This is a genomic window from Salinibacillus aidingensis (assembly GCF_039522525.1).
In the GTDB taxonomy this organism is placed as follows: domain Bacteria; phylum Bacillota; class Bacilli; order Bacillales; family Alkalibacillaceae; genus Salinibacillus; species Salinibacillus aidingensis.
In genome coordinates this window covers 151,668-167,841 of record NZ_BAAADO010000006.1, presented here as the reverse complement: position 1 = coordinate 167,841, position 16,174 = coordinate 151,668, and the positions used below count along the sequence as shown (strand labels likewise).

Genomic DNA, 16,174 nt, shown 5'->3' with positions numbered 1-16,174 from the left:
TGGATTCAACAATGAGCACCTGTATTCCTATAAAGAAAACATGGGCAACCGAATCCATACAGGACCTCATTAGCAGAATAGGCGAAATATCCCACTTTTAACCAGGGAGTGAACCAGCGACATTGCATGATCCATGGTACAGGAATTCTCAGTTTGATAACTTGTCCACCATTGATATGTAAGCTTATAGAATTGAGAATTATATCTAAATTAACTATAACACTTTTTCGTTGTAATTAAAAAAATTATGAGAGGATCTAATGAAGTAAAACTTAAAAAGAAAAGGACTGAGACCAAATTCCGCTGGCCCAGCCCTTTTCCTTTAAAGTCTATCTGAATAATTGACGATCATATTCAGCAACAACCTGCCTGCTTTTCTGATAGCTCATTTCCCTTCGCTTTTCAACTAACATTCTTTTATCAAGCTTACGGCTATACTCCATATATCCCATCCCATGGGACTGCTGCATGGCTTTTTCCATTTCACCAGTATACTGTAATCCTAAACTGTCAGAAGAAATAACTAAATCATCCTTTCAATATTATATGTAAGAAGTATACCACTTCATTTCCTGTTAAAACAAAGGGCAGATTCAAATCTTAGAACATATAAAAGGAGATGTAACTTCTTATACGAAAATTACATCTCCTTTCTTTATAAATAGAACGTGATTCTTCCTATAACTCTACTGTTCTTTTTATTCGCTGACAGGAACAATAGCCCCGTTATATTTTTCTTCCATGAAAGATTGAATCTCTTCTGATCGAAGAACTTCCACCAATGTTTGAAGAGCTTCACTGTCCTTATTTTCACTCTTCGTTACAACAAGGTTCGCATAAGGGGACTCAGAACCCTCCAGGATTAATGCATCCTTACTAGGCTGCAGCCCTGCTTCAATCGCATAGTTTGTATTAATGGCAACAAGTACATCCTCTTCACGTTCGTAATATTGCGGAAGAGTAGCTGCTTCGTATTTTGCATCAAATTTCAGGTCTTTTGGATTCTCAGTAATATCATCCAACGTAGCAGATTGTGGATCAACACCATCTTTAAAGGAAATAAGTCCTTCACGCTCAAAAAGGGCAAGGATTCGTCCATGATCAGCTACAGAGTTACTTAAAATAACAGTAGTACCATCAGGAATTTCCTCAACACTGTTAATATTCTTGGAATAAACACCCATTGGTTCGATATGAATGCCGCCAAGGCTGGCAAAGTCATAGTCAAATTCTTCCTTTTGCTGATTTAAAAATGGGGTGTGCTGATAATAGTTAGCATCAATACGTCCTTCAGACAAATCACGATTTGGAAGGATATATTCATCATAGGTTTCGATATTCAGGTTAATGCCTTTTTCTTCAAGTAATGGTTTCGCTTCTTCTAATACTTCCGAATGAGGAATGGCTGTAGCTCCTACCGTAATGGTTGTCGCTTCTTCTTCACTTTCTTCCGCCTGCTCAGTAGTATTCCCTTCCGTTTGGCTATCATCGCCATTTGTGTCTTCCTGTGTACTATCTTGGCCACCACATGCTGCTAAAACAAAAACAAACAAGGAAACAAATAATAATGTGAACAATTTTTTCATTTTTTTCTCTCTCCTTTATCGTTTATCAATTTTTTTAGATAAGAAATCCCCTGCAAATTGGAAAATAAACACAATAATTACAATAAGTACAGTACATGCAAACACAACATCAAAGTCCCAGGCCTGAAACCCTTTCCGATAAGCTAAGTCTCCTAAACCACCGGCACCGATTGCTCCTGCCATAGCTGTAAAGCTAATTAAATTAATGGCTGTTACCGTTAAGCCTGAAATTAAAGCGGGCATAGATTCTGGCAAAAGAACCTTAAATACGATGTGTCTCGTTTTTGCTCCCATTGCTCTGGCTGCTTCAATTACCCCCTTATCCACCTCCTTCAGTGCAATTTCCACAAGCCTTGCATAAAATGGTGCAGCCCCAATGATAAGAGCTGGTAAAGCTGCCTTTGGTCCTCTAATTGTTCCCATCAGCCAATCTGTAAAAGGGAATAAGAGGAGGATCAATATAATAAACGGTATCGCACGAAAGACATTCACAATAGTAGCTGTAATAAAATTCAAACTCCTGTTAAGTATGCCCTGGCGATCCGTCAAAAACAGTAATAATCCAAGTAAAATTCCGAGAATCAATGTTCCAAGGACTGATATCCCTGTCATATAAAGTGTTTGATTTGTCGCGACTTTCAAATCTTCCATAACAACGTTCGGAAACAATTCTCTAAGCATTCTCTTCTACCTCCAGTTCTACCGAGGTTTGCTGTATATATTTAATAGCTTCATTCACTACTTCTTCTGGACCATCCATATGGACATACAAAGTACCATAGGCTCCATCTTTAGTCTGCGTAATGTTCCCCTGTAAAATATTGATTTCAACATTAAACCTTTTTACAAGTTTACTGATTATAGCCTGATTTGCTGTTTCACCAACAAAGTGAAGCCGGAGAACCTTGCCAGATTCATAATTCTTCACGAAATAATGAATGGGGCTCTGCTCCACCTGTTCGCCCATCACCTGCTGTACAAAACGGCGAGTCGTTTTCTCTTTCGGATGCATAAAGACCTCCAGAACCTCACCCTGCTCGATGACTTTCCCATTATCCATAACGGCAACCTGCTGACAAATCTTTTTAATGACATGCATTTCGTGTGTGATGACAATAATGGTAAGCCCAAGCTTTTGATTAATGCTCACCAGCAGATCCAAAATATCATCGGTTGTTTGCGGATCCAGCGCAGAAGTTGCTTCGTCACACAAAAGAACTTTCGGATCATTGGCAAGGGCTCTTGCAATTCCCACTCTTTGCTTTTGCCCTCCACTTAACTGTGAAGGGTAGTAATCTTCTCTGCCTGCAAGACCAACAAGCTCAATCAGCTCCTGAACCTTGCTTTTCCGTTGTTCCTTTGGTATCCCGGCAATTTCAAGTGGAAAGGCGATATTGTCAAATACAGTTCTGGACCACAGGAGATTGAAATGCTGAAAAATCATTCCAATTTTTTGTCTTTCATTACGTAATTCTTTATTACTTAAATTCGTCATGTCCTTTTCATTCATGATGATTTTGCCGTCTGTCGGCTCTTCCAAACGGTTAAGCAGACGAATAAATGTACTTTTACCGGCACCACTATAGCCGATAACTCCAAAGATTTCTCCCTGATTTATCGAAAGGTCTATGTTATCAACGGCCGTTACATCATCCCGGTTTTTACTTTTATATATTTTTGAAAGGTTTTTAATGGAAATCACTTTTACTCACCCTCTTCATGATTGCGTTTTGATTAGAACAAAGGCGGAAGCGCCCGTTTAGCGACGTACGGACTGGACTGAGCCGTAGGAGATAAAGGAAACACGACGAACCTTGTAAGTCAATGTTGACTTATCGGACGGAGGTGAAGGAAGTCTCGCTAGTCGCTGGGCGCCGGAGCCGGACGTGGCCTCATTTGTTTTTCTTATCCACAATTTGCCTATTTTATAATTTCCTAAACAATTATTAAAAAGCTTTTCCGTTCACAAGAGAACAGAAAAGCCTGGATTATCTTCTGTTCTCTTATCTGTCAAAGCTATACGCTTTGCAGGAATTGGCACCTTCTCAAACAAAACATTTTTGTCTGATGGTTGCCGGGCTTCATCAGGCCAGTCCCTCCGCCACTCGTGATAAGAGATCTATTCACTTATTCAATTAAAAATCCCTCTTCCATAAGAAGAGGGATAAACACAAACCGATTATCTCTCTTCTTATCTATCAAAGCCAGCGCTCTAACTTTGAAGGATTTGGCACCGTTTCAAATCATAGACAAAGAATGATTTGAAGGTTGCCGGGCTTCACAGGGCCAGTCCCTCCACCTCTCTTGATAAGACGAGATTCATATTTTTATTGAATAATTGATATATTAGCATAGTCTGTTAGAACCAGTCAACAGTTTTCGCTGAATATCTTTTGTTTTTTCACGTATTTATTTCCCGGGAAATCTGACATATGCTGTCATTCTTTGTCAGCTGTATACTTAAGCAGTTTCTCATACATAAATGGGACAGAATGGAATGCATAGGTTTTATCTAAAATCTGTCCTTCCTGTATAATAGCCAGACATGGAACACTTTCAATTTGATAGTTCTGCATAAAACCAGGGAACAGCGAGGCATTCATCGTATGAAAGTCTGGGAGATTTTCTATATTCTCCAGCGTCTCCAGCATTTTCCCCGCCACTTTACACGTCCCGCAAAAAGGTGTGTATAGAAAAATAAATTGCTTATATTGACTTTCCAGAATAATGGGCAAGTCTTTTTCGTTAATTTCCTGCATGATAACCATACCCCTTTAGAAAATCCGTGTGTACTTTAAGATTTGCGGATGCTAAGACAGAGGCTAATTCATGATTCGGGGTTGTTTCTACTTCCCGAAAAGAACGATCTACATATAAATGAATAGCATGGGGGAGCTCTTGTCTAAGTTGATTTCTGAGCTTATGTCCAGGATCATCTGCATCCACTAAAATATAAACTTCCTTGTCATTCAGGAAGTGTTCGTCTACAAGAGCTTCCAACCGATCCATACTTATCGTACCATTTGTGTAAAGAATCTGCAGAGGCTCGTTGATTATTTCTTTCACTTTTTTATAATCGGAACGCCCTTCGACAATGATGACTTTCTCTACCTCGATCATAACAATCACCACAACATTATATGTAATTATTAATCTTATAGATAGGAAAATTATAAGGCATTTACTGGCCGCTTATCCCCCACTTTGTCTTGTTAGGTTACCCTTAAGATTTGAAGTACGGGATTACGGACGGTTAATGCGTAATAAAAAGGCAGCGTGTGCACACTGCCTGTCTCTTTAAGCCACATATTATTCTTCTTCGTTGACCATTTTTTCATACGCTTCTGCTGACATTAATTGGTCTAACTTTGGCTCTCCGTCCGGTTCAATAACGATCATCCATGCTTTTTCGTATGGAGATTCATTAACAAATTCCGGACTATCATCCAAATCCTCATTAATCTCAACCACTTTTCCTCCTACCGGGGCATACAGCTCGGAAACGGTCTTCACAGATTCAACACTTCCGAATGGTTCATCGGCCTCTACTTCATCCCCCACTTCCGGAAGTTCCACAAATACGACGTCTCCTAATTCAGATTGAGCAAATTCCGTGATTCCTATACGAAGTTTATTCCCTTCCACTTTTACCCATTCATGTTCTTCTGAATAGTATAGATCCTTTGGTAAACTCATTCTATTCCCTCCAATTTATTCCTATATTATGAATTCCATGCTTGTTCAAATGAATCTTCTTTAAAACCTACCGTAACCTGGTCACCATCTGTAACAATTGGCCTTTTGATTAGCATTCCATCTGATGCCAGCCAATCAATCATTTCTTCATTCGTTGCCTCTTTTATCTTATCTTTTAAACCGAGTTCACGATACTTTTTTCCACTTGTATTAAAGAATTTCTTAGTAGGAAGACCGCTTTTCTCGACAAGAGATGCAAGCTCCTCTTTTGATGGTGGATTGTCGACGATATGTATGGATTCATAATCAATCTTATGTTCGTCCAGCCACTTAAGGGCCTTTTTACAAGTCCCGCATTTCGGATACTGATATACTTTTAAGGACATCGTTTTACCCCCTCCAGCTCAATTATCAATATTTTAACATATTCCTGCTCCCATTATCACCTTTCATGAATCAAAAGCGAGAGCGCCCGTTGGTCCAAGTCCATTGCCAGAGACCTAACAAAAAACAGACCCTTTACTTTTAGGGTAAAGGGTCCGTTTATCAGTCAAACAAAGCTTATACGGTATACTTCTCTTCATTAATGGCTGTTTCTGCAATTTCACGTTTCTTTGCAATGACATTCGTAGGGTCATGACGGGTAAGCTTTCTTAAGGCAGATAGCATCATGCGCAGCTGATCCCCTGTTTCACTGGCTACTAATGTTTCTTTTGCATGAGCTTCGATACGGTTAAATGCTTCCTGAGTAAAGACCTGTGTATATAGAAGCTTTTGCTTATTTTGTTCTTCACCTGTATTATTGATCGCTTTTTCCGTACGTAAAATGGCTGATTCCATATTATAGATTTCAGCAGCCATATTCGCAATATTGGCAAGTATTTCCTGTTCATTTTCCAACTTCTCGCCATACTTCTGAGCTGCAACACCTGCTGCAAGCAAGCCAATTTTCTTAGCATTCGTTAATAGATATTTTTCCTGTTCAAGTGTCTCATCGCCTACTTGCTCCGGCATCATCATCATAATTTCTTCCTGAAGGGCGGTTGCCTTTTGTAATAGAGGAAGTTCGCCTTTCATCGCTTTCTTTAATAATGTGCCTGGAACAATTAGACGATTAATTTCATTCGTACCTTCAAAAATACGGTTTATACGAGAATCACGATAGGCACGCTCAACTTCATATTCCTGCATAAATCCATAACCACCATGAATCTGTACCGCTTCATCCACCACATAATCAAGTAATTCTGTTGCACTATACTTGGTCATGGAACATTCGATGGCATATTCAGCTATGCTTTTCGCAACTTCCCCACCATCATTTAATTCTTCCTGAGAAAGATTTCCTAAGCGCTGTTCAAACAGACCCACTGTGCGATATACTGCACTTTCATTAGCATAAATTTCGGAAGCCATTGTACCGAACTTTTCCTTAGTTAGTGAAAACCCTGAAATAGGTGTCTTAAATTGTTTACGCTCATTCGCATATTTAACCGCTACTTCAAAGGCACGCTTGGATCCACCTACACCACCTATGGCAAGCTTATAACGACCAACGTTCAGGATGTTAAAGGCAATCACATGTCCGCGTCCAATTTCACCAAGTACATTTTCCACTGGAACTTCTGCATCCTCTAAAATGAGTGTACGGGTAGAGGAAGATTTGATCCCCATCTTTTTTTCCTCTGGTCCAGTAGACACACCAGGGAATTCTCTTTCAACAATAAATGCAGTGAACTTATCCCCATCAATTTTTGCATAGACAACAAAAACATCAGCAAATGCAGAGTTGGTAATCCATTGCTTTTCCCCATTTAAGATATAGTGTGTACCGGCTTCATTTAATTTTGCTGTTGTTTTTGCTCCAAGGGCGTCTGAACCTGAGCCTGGCTCTGTTAGCGCATAGGCGGCCAGTTTTTCACCAGTTGCAAGGTCAGGCAGATATTTTTTCTTTTGCTCATCATTACCAAAGAATACGATAGGAAGAGAACCAATTCCTACGTGTCCGCCGTGGGAAATCGAGAAACCACCTGCACGAGACATTTTTTCCGTAATGAGTGAGGAACTGATTTTATCCAGTCCAAGTCCTCCATACTCCTCGGGTACATCAGCCCCCAGCAGACCAAGTTCACCTGCCTGCTTTAGCAATTTGACAGATACATCAAATTCATGATTTTCAAGCTGATCAATTTTTGGTACAACTTCACCCTCAACAAAATCCTCTGTTGTTTTAGCAATCATATGATGTTCTTCAGAGAAATCCTCTGGAGTAATAATATCCTCACCAGCTAAATCCTCTACTAAAAAGCCTCCACCTTTAATTAACTTATCCTTCGTTTCACTCATGTTATTTCCTCCCCATTATAAAAGTTCAATTACACCAGCAGCTCCCATACCGCCGCCGATACACATCGTAACAACACCAAATTGCTCGTTTCTGCGCTTCATTTCATGGATTAAAGATAAGGTGAGCTTTGTACCGGTGCATCCAAGTGGGTGACCAAGAGCAATCGCTCCACCATTAACATTCACTTTATCCTCATCCAAACCAAGCTCTCTGATTACACGCAGAGATTGAGAAGCAAAGGCCTCATTTAATTCGAACAGGCCTATATCTGATAGACTTAGTCCGGCGATGTCCAGTGCTTTAGGGACTGCTTTTATCGGGCCGACACCCATGATTTCCGGTTCCACACCTGCAACGGCGAAGGAATGGAACTTAGCCAGAGGTTCCAGGCCTTCTGTGTTTGCCTTTTCACGATCCATAACCAGTACACTTGCGGCACCATCACTCATTTGTGATGAGTTTCCAGCCGTTACACTTCCATTAATGGAAAAGGCAGGTCTCAGCTTCCCGAGGACCTCCGGAGTGGTCCCCGGACGTACGCCTTCATCCTGTTTTAACGTGAATGTTTTTTCCTGAACTTTGTTGTCATCTCCCAGTTCACGAACGGTGACATCAACCGGAACCGTTTCTTCATCAAATTTACCTTCCTGAAGAGCCTTTGCTGCTCTTTCATGACTTCTTGCAGCGAAAGCATCCTGATCTTCACGGGAGATATCAAAACGCTTTGCCACTTCCTCCGCTGTGTGTCCCATTGACATATAATAGCCGGGTGCATTTTCTACCAATTCAAGGTTTGGTTTAATGACATGCCCTCCCATTGGGATAAGACTCATTGATTCAGCACCACCCGCAAGAACGGTATCACTGTGACCAAGCATAATCCGTTCTGCTGCATAAGCAATACTTTGAAGTCCTGATGAACAGTAACGATTAATCGTTATTCCAGGTGTATCAATGGATAAACCGGCAAGACCCGCAATATTACGTGCCATGTTCATCCCTTGCTCAGCTTCAGGCATTGCACATCCAATGACTACATCATCTATATTGCCCTCATAGTTATTTGCACGCTTTAATGTTTCCTTTACAGTAAGCGCCGCAAGATCGTCAGGGCGTGTGTTGGCAAGTGAACCCTTTTTTGCTCTTCCAACAGGTGTACGGGCACCTGAAACAATTACAGCTTCCTTCACATTTCTTCCCCCTCTGCTTATTGGAGTTTTTTCAACTAATTAATTGCGAAGCGGCTTTCCTTTTAAAAGCATGTGCTGCATACGCTCTTGAGTCTTTGGCTCTCCTATTAAACTAAGAAACGCTTCCCGCTCTAAATCCAGCAAATAATCCTCATCTACCAGTGTTCCTTGTTTTAATTTGCCACCTGCTAAGACGAATGCCAGTTTTTCAGCAATCTTAAAATCGTAATCAGACGCATATCCGCCGATGTTCAGCTGTTTGGCACCAAGCAACATGGCTGCATATCCTGCTTCCCCAACTACTGGTACTTTATCTCTCTTAGGTGCTTGATAGCCGGCTTTATCCAGTGACAGAACGTTTTGTTTTGCATCATAAATTAAATGATCCGGGTTGTTACTGATAGCATCCTTACTGTTTAAAATCCCATTCTCTCCTGCTTCCTCGGCAGACGTTGACACCTTAGCCATGGCAATCTTTTCAAATACATCATTGGCCACTTTTTGCAGGTCAAAGTCCACACCCTCAGGAAGTCCTTTTAATTCCTTGATATAATACTCCTTGTTACCGCCTCCTCCTGGGATAAGACCTACACCGACTTCAACAAGACCCATGTAGGATTCAGGAGATGCCTGAATGGAGCTAGCCGGCAGACATACCTCTGTACCTCCACCAAGTGTCATTCCAAAAGGAGCGGCTACAACAGGCTTTTCATTGTATTTGATATTCATCATGGCTTGCTGGAATTGCTTAATAATCATTCCTAATTCCATGAAGTTATAGTCCTGTGCTTCCATTAACATCATGCCTAAATTAGCACCGACACAGAAGTTCTTACCCTGGTTACCAATAACCAATCCTCGGTAATTTTGGTTAACTTCTTCAAGGGCTTTGTTGATCATCTGAATCGTATCTAAACCAATGGCATTGCTCTGTGAATGGAATTCCAGCAAGGCTACGTCATCACCAAGATCTATTAAACTGGCACCACTATTTTTCTTAATGACACCTGCCTGATCTTTGTGTAATTTTAGATTTATTTCCTTTTTATTTACTTGTTTTTCTTTGTATTCACCCTGGTCGTAATAATAGACTTTTCCATTTTCGGTTTTGTAGAAAGACTCATAGCCTTTGTTCAGCATGTCTTCTACCCATTGTGGAACAGATTCTCCCTCTTCCTTCATACGTTCAACAGATTTCCTTACACCAATGCTATCCCACATTTCAAATGGACCGAGCTCCCAGCCGAAGCCCCATTTCATCGCATCATCAATGGCAGTGATATCATCGGCAATTTCACCCAGAAGTTCTGCTGAATAGATGAGTGCTGGCTTAGAGATAGACCAGACTAAGTCTCCGGCACGATCTCCCTTTGCCGAAACAAGCGCTTTCAATTTACGTTTAGGTCCTTTTTCCTGTTTAGCTGCCTCTGTAGCAGAGGTTTTAAGTTTTTTACGGTCTTCGTACTCTAACGTTTCCGGATTCAGCTCATAAATAACGCTTCCATCTTTTCCTTTTTTCTTAAGGAAGAATCCCTGGCCTGACTTTGCACCCAGCCAGCCTTTTTCAAGCATTTGATTCATAAAGTCAGGCACTGCAAATACCTGCTTTTCTTCTCCTTCAACCTGGTCATAAACGTTTTTGGCTACGTGGGCAAAGGTATCCAGACCTACAACATCCAATGTACGGAAGGTAGCACTTTTTGGACGTCCAATTAATGGGCCTGTAACAGAGTCAACCTCACCGACACTGAATCCGCCTTTTTGCATTTCCCGAACGGTAACCAATAACCCGTACGTACCGATTCGATTGGCAATAAAGTTTGGTGTGTCCTTCGCTTCTACTACACCTTTACCAAGGACATCTTCTCCAAACTTTTTCATAAAGGATAATACATCCGGGTCAGTTTCCTTATTTGGAATAACTTCTAAAAGCTTTAAGTAGCGTGGCGGATTGAAAAAGTGTGTACCCAGGAAGTGCTTTTTAAAGTCATCGGATCGACCTTCAGCCATCCCTTCAATGGATATTCCTGACGTGTTTGAGCTGACAATCGTTCCTTCTTTCCGATATTGTTCTACCTGCTCAAATACCTTCTTCTTAATATCAAGATTTTCAACAACAACCTCAATAATCCAGTCCACTTCCCGAAGCTTTTCCATGTCATCTTCCATGTTTCCGGTTTCAATAAGATCAAGACTCTTCTTGCTGGTAATCGGCGATGGCTTCTGCTTTTTCAGCTGCTGTTTACTCTGGTTACTCATACGATTTCTAACTTTTGGATCCTCAAGGGTTAATCCCTTTTTCTTTTCGTCGTCAGTCAGTTCTCGAGGTACAATATCAAGCATTAGTACAGGAATCCCTAAATTCGACAAGTGTGCAGCAATTCCGGACCCCATCACTCCTGAGCCTAAAACAGCTGCGCGCTTGATTGATCGCTCCATGCTATTTCCCCCTATCCCTTTCGAATGAATACTCATTCATTTTTGTGCGAAAAAAATTAGATAGTTTCCTATCCAAGTCTTAATTTAACTATAAAATATATTCAGACTTTTCGCAACGGTTTTTTCTCAAAAATATGTGACATGCTAAAAAATAGTGACATTATTAAAAGGAGGCTATTGAAAATGACTCAGGAACAGCAAAATAATCAATATCAGCAAACCAATCCTATGCCAGCACCGCCAAATATGATCAGTACCAAAGATCAGTCCTACTTATCAGATATGCTTTCATGGAATCTGCTTGCAAGTAAAAAAGCACATTTCTTTGCTCAGCAGTGTCAGAATCAGGAAGTGAAAACAGCACTGGAATCCGCTGGTGAAATGCATCAGCGCCATTATGAGAAAATCCTGCAGTATTTAAATCAGAATCCCAGTCCTCAGGTAAATCATTAAAAGTGAATGATAGAAAGGGTGAATGATATGACAAACGAAGATCAATTAAAACAGCAGGCGCAGCGGAACATACAGATACAAAATCTACAACAGAGTCAAACCATTTCCAATCAGGAAACCCAAGTACCAAAAACCCCTCAAATGAACGAACGTGATTTTGTAAATGATATGCTTGCTACAGAAAAATACATGACCGCATCCTATACCACAGCTATGAACGAGGTCAGTAATCAGAGGTTATATCAGGACGTTTCCTTAATTTTTAAAGAAACTCAGGACTGCCAGCGCAACCTGTTCGATCTTATGTTTAAAAATGGCTGGTATAGCCTGGAAGTTGCCGACCAGCAGAAAATGCAACAAAGCTATCAGCAATACGCCGGTTACAAAAACCAATTGCCCTATTTGCAGTGAAGAAAAGCGGAAGGGCCCTGGAGCTGGACACAGAAAAGCGTAGGCGAGCGGGGAAGGGCTGGTATAAAAAAGATATAAGCCGTGATTGCTCCTATCACGGCTCTTTCTTATTGAATTTATACCTGAATCTGCCGGGACACACCTTCTCTCGGCGGATTCATTCTCCTTTTCATCTGAATCTACCGTGACTCTCCTTCTCTCGGCGGATTCACCCGTCATCCACAGCCAATCAAGCGTGAATCCCTAAATTTCACAAACAAAGCCTACCTAACACATAGCTGGATAGGCTTATCAATCATCTTATTAATTTTAAGAATTTCTTCATGCAGCCCTAATCTCACTTAACTCCCACAGCCTCGTTCTGCTGCAGGTGGGCTTTTTCTCTTCCTTTAAAGTTCACGATAATTATTCCCAGTGCAACCATTGCGATAGCCAATAATATGAAAATATTCAACTGTTCTTCCGGTATAAATATGGAAGAAAGTAGCGTACCGGCAACTGGAACGATGAATTTATACATACTGATAATTCCTGCATTGTTGTATTTCAGCAGTGAATACCAAAGGGTAAAGGCTATAGCTGAAAGGAAGGCAGAATAAATTAGTAAACCCCATCCAAAAGTTGTAAATACAATTGCACCCTCCGCTAATTGTGGAACACCAACGAGCAGCATAAGTATAGAGCCTAAGGACAACTGCCAGCCAGTGACAGCAATGGGATGGATACCTGTCGCGAGCTCTTTGGCCATGATTGTCGCAATTGCACTCGTAACACCTGACAGGATCATAAATCCTTCTCCATCCCATTGAAAGCTGAGCTGAAACTCCTGGCCCCAGTTGGCAATCACAATACCCGAAAAGCCGGCAAGCAATCCTACAACCTTCTTCCAGCTTAACCGGTCATTTTTATAATAAAAGTGTGCCAGAAGTACGGTAAAGAAGGTCCCGCTTGAGCTCAAAATAGCCCCCTGCATTCCTGAAACTTTGGCTAATCCATTATAAAAGAAAAAATATTGAAGGGCTGTTTGTACAATCCCTAAAATCAGTAAAATCATGAAGTGTTTACGGGAAACGAGAATGCTGGATGGATTCATAAAAACTAAAAATAATAACACAATAAGTCCGGCTAATAAGAAGCGCATCCCCGCAAACACAATTTTTGCAATGATATCATCTGCCGCCATTTGCATTTCCACATAGCTTATCTTCAGTACCGGAAATGCACTGCCCCACAGGATGGAACAAAACACAGCTATAGCAATAACCGACCATTTATTTTGAAGTATGCCTTTCATGTTGTCATCTCCTAAATCTATTCTTTTCAAATATAGTTATCGTAGGACATAGAAAGGCTTCAGGCAAGTAATATGTTTATGAACAAAAGCGGAAGCCTCTTCTGTCCAGCTACGGCTCCCAGGCCCTAGCCCTCATAAGCAGAATACCCTACATGGCCAAAAAGCGGCCACTCCGGAGATTCTGCTTATGCCGTCGGGCCTAAACAGTCGCCTCCGCTTTTCCCAATAATAAATCGTAACCATTATGATTTACAAATTAAAAATAGTTCGGTAAAATTAAATACGTTTTATAATGAATGATTTGTGACGACAATGATTACGATAGAGTTATGATCAGGATTCAGCTGATTTAAAACATATCATTTATCAGTAGTCGGTATCACCAGATTAAAAGGGAGGATTGGGAATGGATGCTTCTGCTCCTGTTCTATCAGTACAACAACTAGACTATAAGTACGAACAGCAGAATGTGCTTGAAGGTGTTAACTTTACGATTCAGCAAGGATCCTTTGCGGGTCTGGTCGGGCCAAATGGTTCAGGAAAAACGACACTTATTCAACTCATTCTTGGGCTTTTACGATTGCAGAAAGGAACAATTGAGTTATTCGGGACACCGATTCATAAGTTCAAAAATTGGAACAAAGTCAGCTTTGTATCCCAAAAGGCCAATACATTTAATCGTGGCTTCCCGGCTACGGTGTATGAAGTGGTATCCATGGGTCTGACCGGTAAAGTCGGCTATTTTCGTTTTTTAAATAAAGGACATAAAGCACAAATTTACCGTGCACTTGAAAACGTGGGAATGAGGGAGTATGCAGATCGGAACATCGGGGATTTATCCGGTGGTCAGCAGCAGAGAGTATTTATTGCCCGGTCTCTGGTCAGCCAGCCTGAATTGCTTATTCTGGATGAACCAACTGTAGGAGTGGATACAGAAAATGTGGAGCGTTTTTACAAAATGCTCGCCCGATTAAATGAAAAGGAAGGGATTACCCTTTTATTAGTCTCTCATGATATCGGAACCATCACATCCTATGTTTCGGATTTATTATGTTTAAATAAAACGATTCATTATCATGGAAATCCTTCTGAGTTTCATCAAAAATCAGATGATGAGCTGTCACAGTTTTACGGCCATTCCATGCACTCCATTTCTCATAACCATTAACGGGAGGAACAAAAATGATAGAAAGCTTTTTAGAATTTGAGTTTTTACGGAATACCTTCTATACAGGATTGTTAATCGGTCTGATTGCTCCTCTATTGGGTACCTTTATCGTTGTACGGCGTTTATCCCTGATCGCGGATGGGCTTTCCCATGTGACACTGTCCGGTATCGCCTTTGGTCTGTTTTTAGAAAAGAAAATAGCATTCCTAGCGATATCCCCTTATTATACAGGGATTGGTTTTTCTATTATTGGCGCCATTATCATTGAATATCTGCGGAGTGTTTATCAATCGTTTCAGGAAATTGCCATTCCAATTATTTTATCTGTAGGGGTCGGACTCAGTGTTATTTTTATTTCTCTGGCAGACGGATTTAACACAGATTTATATGCGTATCTATTTGGCTCTGTGGCAGCGGTTAGTCAGCAGGATTTATATTTTATTTTAGGGATTTCCTTATTTATCGTCGCTGCCGTCATCATTTTTTACAAAGAGCTGTTTGCTGTATCCTTTGACGAGGAATATGCCCGGGTTTCCGGAATTCATGCCAAATGGATCCACTTTTTATTTATCCTGTTAACCGCTCTTGCTATTTCGGCTTCCATAAGAATTGTTGGGGTATTGCTGGTATCAGCATTAATGACTCTGCCGGTTGCCTCCAGCATTCGAATGGCGAAAAGCTTTAAACAGGCGATTTTTTATAGTATCCTGTTTGGTGAACTTTCCGTTATTACAGGTCTTATCAGCGGATATTATTTTGAAATACCGCCTGGTGGCACTATCGTAGTAGCGTTAGCCCTTATTTTAGGGATTGTTCTATTTTTAAAATCACGAAAATAAGAGTGGTGTAAGACTTTTGTCAAAACTAATTTGGTTAGGGATTGCGATTGGTGGAGGAATTGGTGCTGCTTTGCGTTATGCATTATCAGTCATACTGGATGCTTCAGCCTTTCCTTGGGCCACATTAATGACCAATTACATCGGATGCCTCTTCTTGCCGTTTGTTCTGTTATTACCCCGTATGCACCCTCATTTAAAAAAGATTATAGGAACAGGTATGATTGGGTCCTTCACCACCTTTTCTACCTTCTCCACTGAAAGCATCGAGCTGCTCCAGAGTGGCAGCACATTGCTCTTTGTTTTGTATATTTTCGGAAGTATAATCGGGGGACTCTTTCTTAGCGGTTTGAGTTATACATGGATGGTAAAACGTATAGGAAGTGAACCATCATGATTGGCTATGTCTTTCTTGGAGGATGTTTGGGTGCCTTTTCCAGAGCATGGATAAGTCACTGGCTAAATAAATATGATTATCCATGGGGGACCTGGCTGGTCAATGTGGTCGGCTCGCTTCTGCTGGGGATTATTCTTGGAATCGATATTCAGCAACAATGGGTACATATCCTTGGTATTGGCTTTTGCGGGGCGTTTACCACCTTTTCAACCTTTAGTTTAGAAACCATCAAACTTATTGAACAGCGGGAATGGGCGTCTGCTTTTCTATATTTAACTACGTCAGTTGGTTTAAGTCTTATCATAGTGTTGAGTGTTTTTTATTTCTTCCAAATCTGAAGAGGAGGGTGACCGGTTT

General features: G+C 40.8%; 18 protein-coding genes and 2 riboswitches. Of the genes, 6 read left to right on the top strand and 12 right to left on the bottom strand.

Annotated elements, in window-relative coordinates:
- Positions 1 to 329: 329 nt before the first annotated feature.
- The 11 genes from ABD006_RS14540 to ABD006_RS14490 form a co-directional block, all read right to left on the bottom strand.
- Entirely contained in the window at positions 330 to 482 is a 153-nt protein-coding gene (locus ABD006_RS14540) for a YuzK family famiily protein (protein ID WP_343842569.1), read from the bottom strand.
- Positions 483 to 698: 216 nt separating this feature from the next.
- On the bottom strand, positions 699 to 1,586 hold the full coding sequence (locus ABD006_RS14535; protein WP_343842567.1) for a MetQ/NlpA family ABC transporter substrate-binding protein: 888 nt from the start codon (positions 1,584 to 1,586) through the stop codon (positions 699 to 701).
- A gap of 15 nt (positions 1,587 to 1,601) precedes the next feature.
- Positions 1,602 to 2,267 (bottom strand): methionine ABC transporter permease, encoded by a 666-nt coding sequence (locus tag ABD006_RS14530; protein WP_343842566.1) that lies wholly within the window; start codon positions 2,265 to 2,267, stop codon positions 1,602 to 1,604.
- Positions 2,260 to 3,288, bottom strand: coding sequence for a methionine ABC transporter ATP-binding protein (locus ABD006_RS14525; protein WP_343842565.1), 1,029 nt, complete (start codon positions 3,286 to 3,288; stop codon positions 2,260 to 2,262). Before ABD006_RS14525 ends, ABD006_RS14530 begins: the two co-directional genes overlap by 8 nt.
- Before the next feature lie 298 nt (positions 3,289 to 3,586).
- Positions 3,587 to 3,703, bottom strand: a riboswitch (SAM riboswitch).
- Between the two features lie 71 nt (positions 3,704 to 3,774).
- Positions 3,775 to 3,900, bottom strand: a riboswitch (SAM riboswitch).
- A gap of 124 nt (positions 3,901 to 4,024) precedes the next feature.
- Positions 4,025 to 4,345, bottom strand: coding sequence for a thioredoxin family protein (locus ABD006_RS14520; protein WP_343842562.1), 321 nt, complete (start codon positions 4,343 to 4,345; stop codon positions 4,025 to 4,027).
- A complete protein-coding gene (locus ABD006_RS14515; protein ID WP_343842559.1) occupies positions 4,332 to 4,706 on the bottom strand; it encodes a toprim domain-containing protein in 375 nt (124 codons plus the stop codon). The genes ABD006_RS14520 and ABD006_RS14515 overlap by 14 nt, the downstream gene beginning before the upstream one ends.
- Positions 4,707 to 4,895: 189 nt before the next feature.
- Positions 4,896 to 5,282: a glycine cleavage system protein GcvH gene (gcvH, locus tag ABD006_RS14510; protein ID WP_343842557.1), complete on the bottom strand. Its 387-nt coding sequence runs from the start codon at positions 5,280 to 5,282 to the stop codon at positions 4,896 to 4,898.
- Positions 5,283 to 5,308: 26 nt separating this feature from the next.
- Positions 5,309 to 5,668 (bottom strand): arsenate reductase family protein, encoded by a 360-nt coding sequence (locus ABD006_RS14505; RefSeq protein ID WP_343842555.1) that lies wholly within the window; start codon positions 5,666 to 5,668, stop codon positions 5,309 to 5,311.
- A 175-nt stretch (positions 5,669 to 5,843) separates the two neighbouring features.
- Positions 5,844 to 7,628: an acyl-CoA dehydrogenase family protein gene (locus tag ABD006_RS14500; protein ID WP_343842553.1), complete on the bottom strand. Its 1,785-nt coding sequence runs from the start codon at positions 7,626 to 7,628 to the stop codon at positions 5,844 to 5,846.
- Positions 7,629 to 7,643: 15 nt separating this feature from the next.
- Positions 7,644 to 8,819, bottom strand: coding sequence for an acetyl-CoA C-acetyltransferase (locus ABD006_RS14495; protein WP_343842551.1), 1,176 nt, complete (start codon positions 8,817 to 8,819; stop codon positions 7,644 to 7,646).
- A 39-nt stretch (positions 8,820 to 8,858) separates the two neighbouring features.
- Positions 8,859 to 11,258, bottom strand: a complete 2,400-nt coding sequence (locus tag ABD006_RS14490; protein ID WP_343842549.1) for a 3-hydroxyacyl-CoA dehydrogenase/enoyl-CoA hydratase family protein — start codon at positions 11,256 to 11,258, stop codon at positions 8,859 to 8,861.
- 183 nt (positions 11,259 to 11,441) lie between these two features.
- Here ABD006_RS14490 and ABD006_RS14485 point away from each other — a divergent pair, with 183 nt between their 5' ends.
- Together ABD006_RS14485 and ABD006_RS14480 are read left to right on the top strand one after the other, a co-directional pair.
- Complete coding sequence (locus ABD006_RS14485) at positions 11,442 to 11,711, top strand: hypothetical protein (RefSeq protein ID WP_343842547.1); 270 nt, start codon at positions 11,442 to 11,444, stop codon at positions 11,709 to 11,711.
- A 141-nt stretch (positions 11,712 to 11,852) separates the two neighbouring features.
- Entirely contained in the window at positions 11,853 to 12,122 is a 270-nt protein-coding gene (locus tag ABD006_RS14480) for a spore coat protein (protein WP_343842743.1), read from the top strand.
- Between the two features lie 337 nt (positions 12,123 to 12,459).
- Here ABD006_RS14480 and ABD006_RS14475 read toward each other — a convergent pair whose 3' ends face one another.
- A complete protein-coding gene (locus ABD006_RS14475) occupies positions 12,460 to 13,416 on the bottom strand; it encodes a DMT family transporter (RefSeq protein WP_343842545.1) in 957 nt (318 codons plus the stop codon).
- Between the two features lie 406 nt (positions 13,417 to 13,822).
- On the opposite strand from ABD006_RS14475, the gene ABD006_RS14470 reads away from it, so the two are divergent.
- Genes ABD006_RS14470 through ABD006_RS14455 form a run of 4 tightly spaced genes read left to right on the top strand, consistent with a single transcriptional unit; the run spans position 13,823 to position 16,155 of the window.
- A complete protein-coding gene (locus tag ABD006_RS14470; RefSeq protein WP_343842543.1) occupies positions 13,823 to 14,584 on the top strand; it encodes a metal ABC transporter ATP-binding protein in 762 nt (253 codons plus the stop codon).
- A 14-nt stretch (positions 14,585 to 14,598) separates the two neighbouring features.
- On the top strand, positions 14,599 to 15,423 hold the full coding sequence (locus tag ABD006_RS14465; protein ID WP_343842540.1) for a metal ABC transporter permease: 825 nt from the start codon (positions 14,599 to 14,601) through the stop codon (positions 15,421 to 15,423).
- 16 nt (positions 15,424 to 15,439) lie between these two features.
- Positions 15,440 to 15,817: a fluoride efflux transporter CrcB gene (gene crcB / locus ABD006_RS14460; protein WP_343842538.1), complete on the top strand. Its 378-nt coding sequence runs from the start codon at positions 15,440 to 15,442 to the stop codon at positions 15,815 to 15,817.
- Positions 15,814 to 16,155: a fluoride efflux transporter FluC gene (locus ABD006_RS14455; RefSeq protein ID WP_343842536.1), complete on the top strand. Its 342-nt coding sequence runs from the start codon at positions 15,814 to 15,816 to the stop codon at positions 16,153 to 16,155. The genes crcB and ABD006_RS14455 overlap by 4 nt, the downstream gene beginning before the upstream one ends.
- Positions 16,156 to 16,174: the final 19 nt, after the last annotated feature.

Bases quoted from the DNA above. Each gene is read 5' to 3' on its own strand.
- ABD006_RS14540 (WP_343842569.1), bottom strand. From the start codon at position 482: ATGGAAAAAGCCATGCAGCAGTCCCATGGGATGGGATATATGGAGTAT.
- ABD006_RS14535 (WP_343842567.1), bottom strand. From the start codon at position 1,586: ATGAAAAAATTGTTCACATTATTATTTGTTTCCTTGTTTGTTTTTGTT.
- ABD006_RS14530 (WP_343842566.1), bottom strand. From the start codon at position 2,267: ATGCTTAGAGAATTGTTTCCGAACGTTGTTATGGAAGATTTGAAAGTC.
- ABD006_RS14520 (WP_343842562.1), bottom strand. From the start codon at position 4,345: ATGCAGGAAATTAACGAAAAAGACTTGCCCATTATTCTGGAAAGTCAA.
- ABD006_RS14515 (WP_343842559.1), bottom strand. From the start codon at position 4,706: ATGATCGAGGTAGAGAAAGTCATCATTGTCGAAGGGCGTTCCGATTAT.
- gcvH (WP_343842557.1), bottom strand. From the start codon at position 5,282: ATGAGTTTACCAAAGGATCTATACTATTCAGAAGAACATGAATGGGTA.
- ABD006_RS14505 (WP_343842555.1), bottom strand. From the start codon at position 5,668: ATGTCCTTAAAAGTATATCAGTATCCGAAATGCGGGACTTGTAAAAAG.
- ABD006_RS14500 (WP_343842553.1), bottom strand. From the start codon at position 7,628: ATGAGTGAAACGAAGGATAAGTTAATTAAAGGTGGAGGCTTTTTAGTA.
- ABD006_RS14490 (WP_343842549.1), bottom strand. From the start codon at position 11,258: ATGGAGCGATCAATCAAGCGCGCAGCTGTTTTAGGCTCAGGAGTGATG.
- ABD006_RS14485 (WP_343842547.1), top strand. From the start codon at position 11,442: ATGACTCAGGAACAGCAAAATAATCAATATCAGCAAACCAATCCTATG.
- ABD006_RS14480 (WP_343842743.1), top strand. From the start codon at position 11,853: ATGAACGAACGTGATTTTGTAAATGATATGCTTGCTACAGAAAAATAC.
- ABD006_RS14475 (WP_343842545.1), bottom strand. From the start codon at position 13,416: ATGAAAGGCATACTTCAAAATAAATGGTCGGTTATTGCTATAGCTGTG.
- ABD006_RS14470 (WP_343842543.1), top strand. From the start codon at position 13,823: ATGGATGCTTCTGCTCCTGTTCTATCAGTACAACAACTAGACTATAAG.
- ABD006_RS14465 (WP_343842540.1), top strand. From the start codon at position 14,599: ATGATAGAAAGCTTTTTAGAATTTGAGTTTTTACGGAATACCTTCTAT.
- ABD006_RS14455 (WP_343842536.1), top strand. From the start codon at position 15,814: ATGATTGGCTATGTCTTTCTTGGAGGATGTTTGGGTGCCTTTTCCAGA.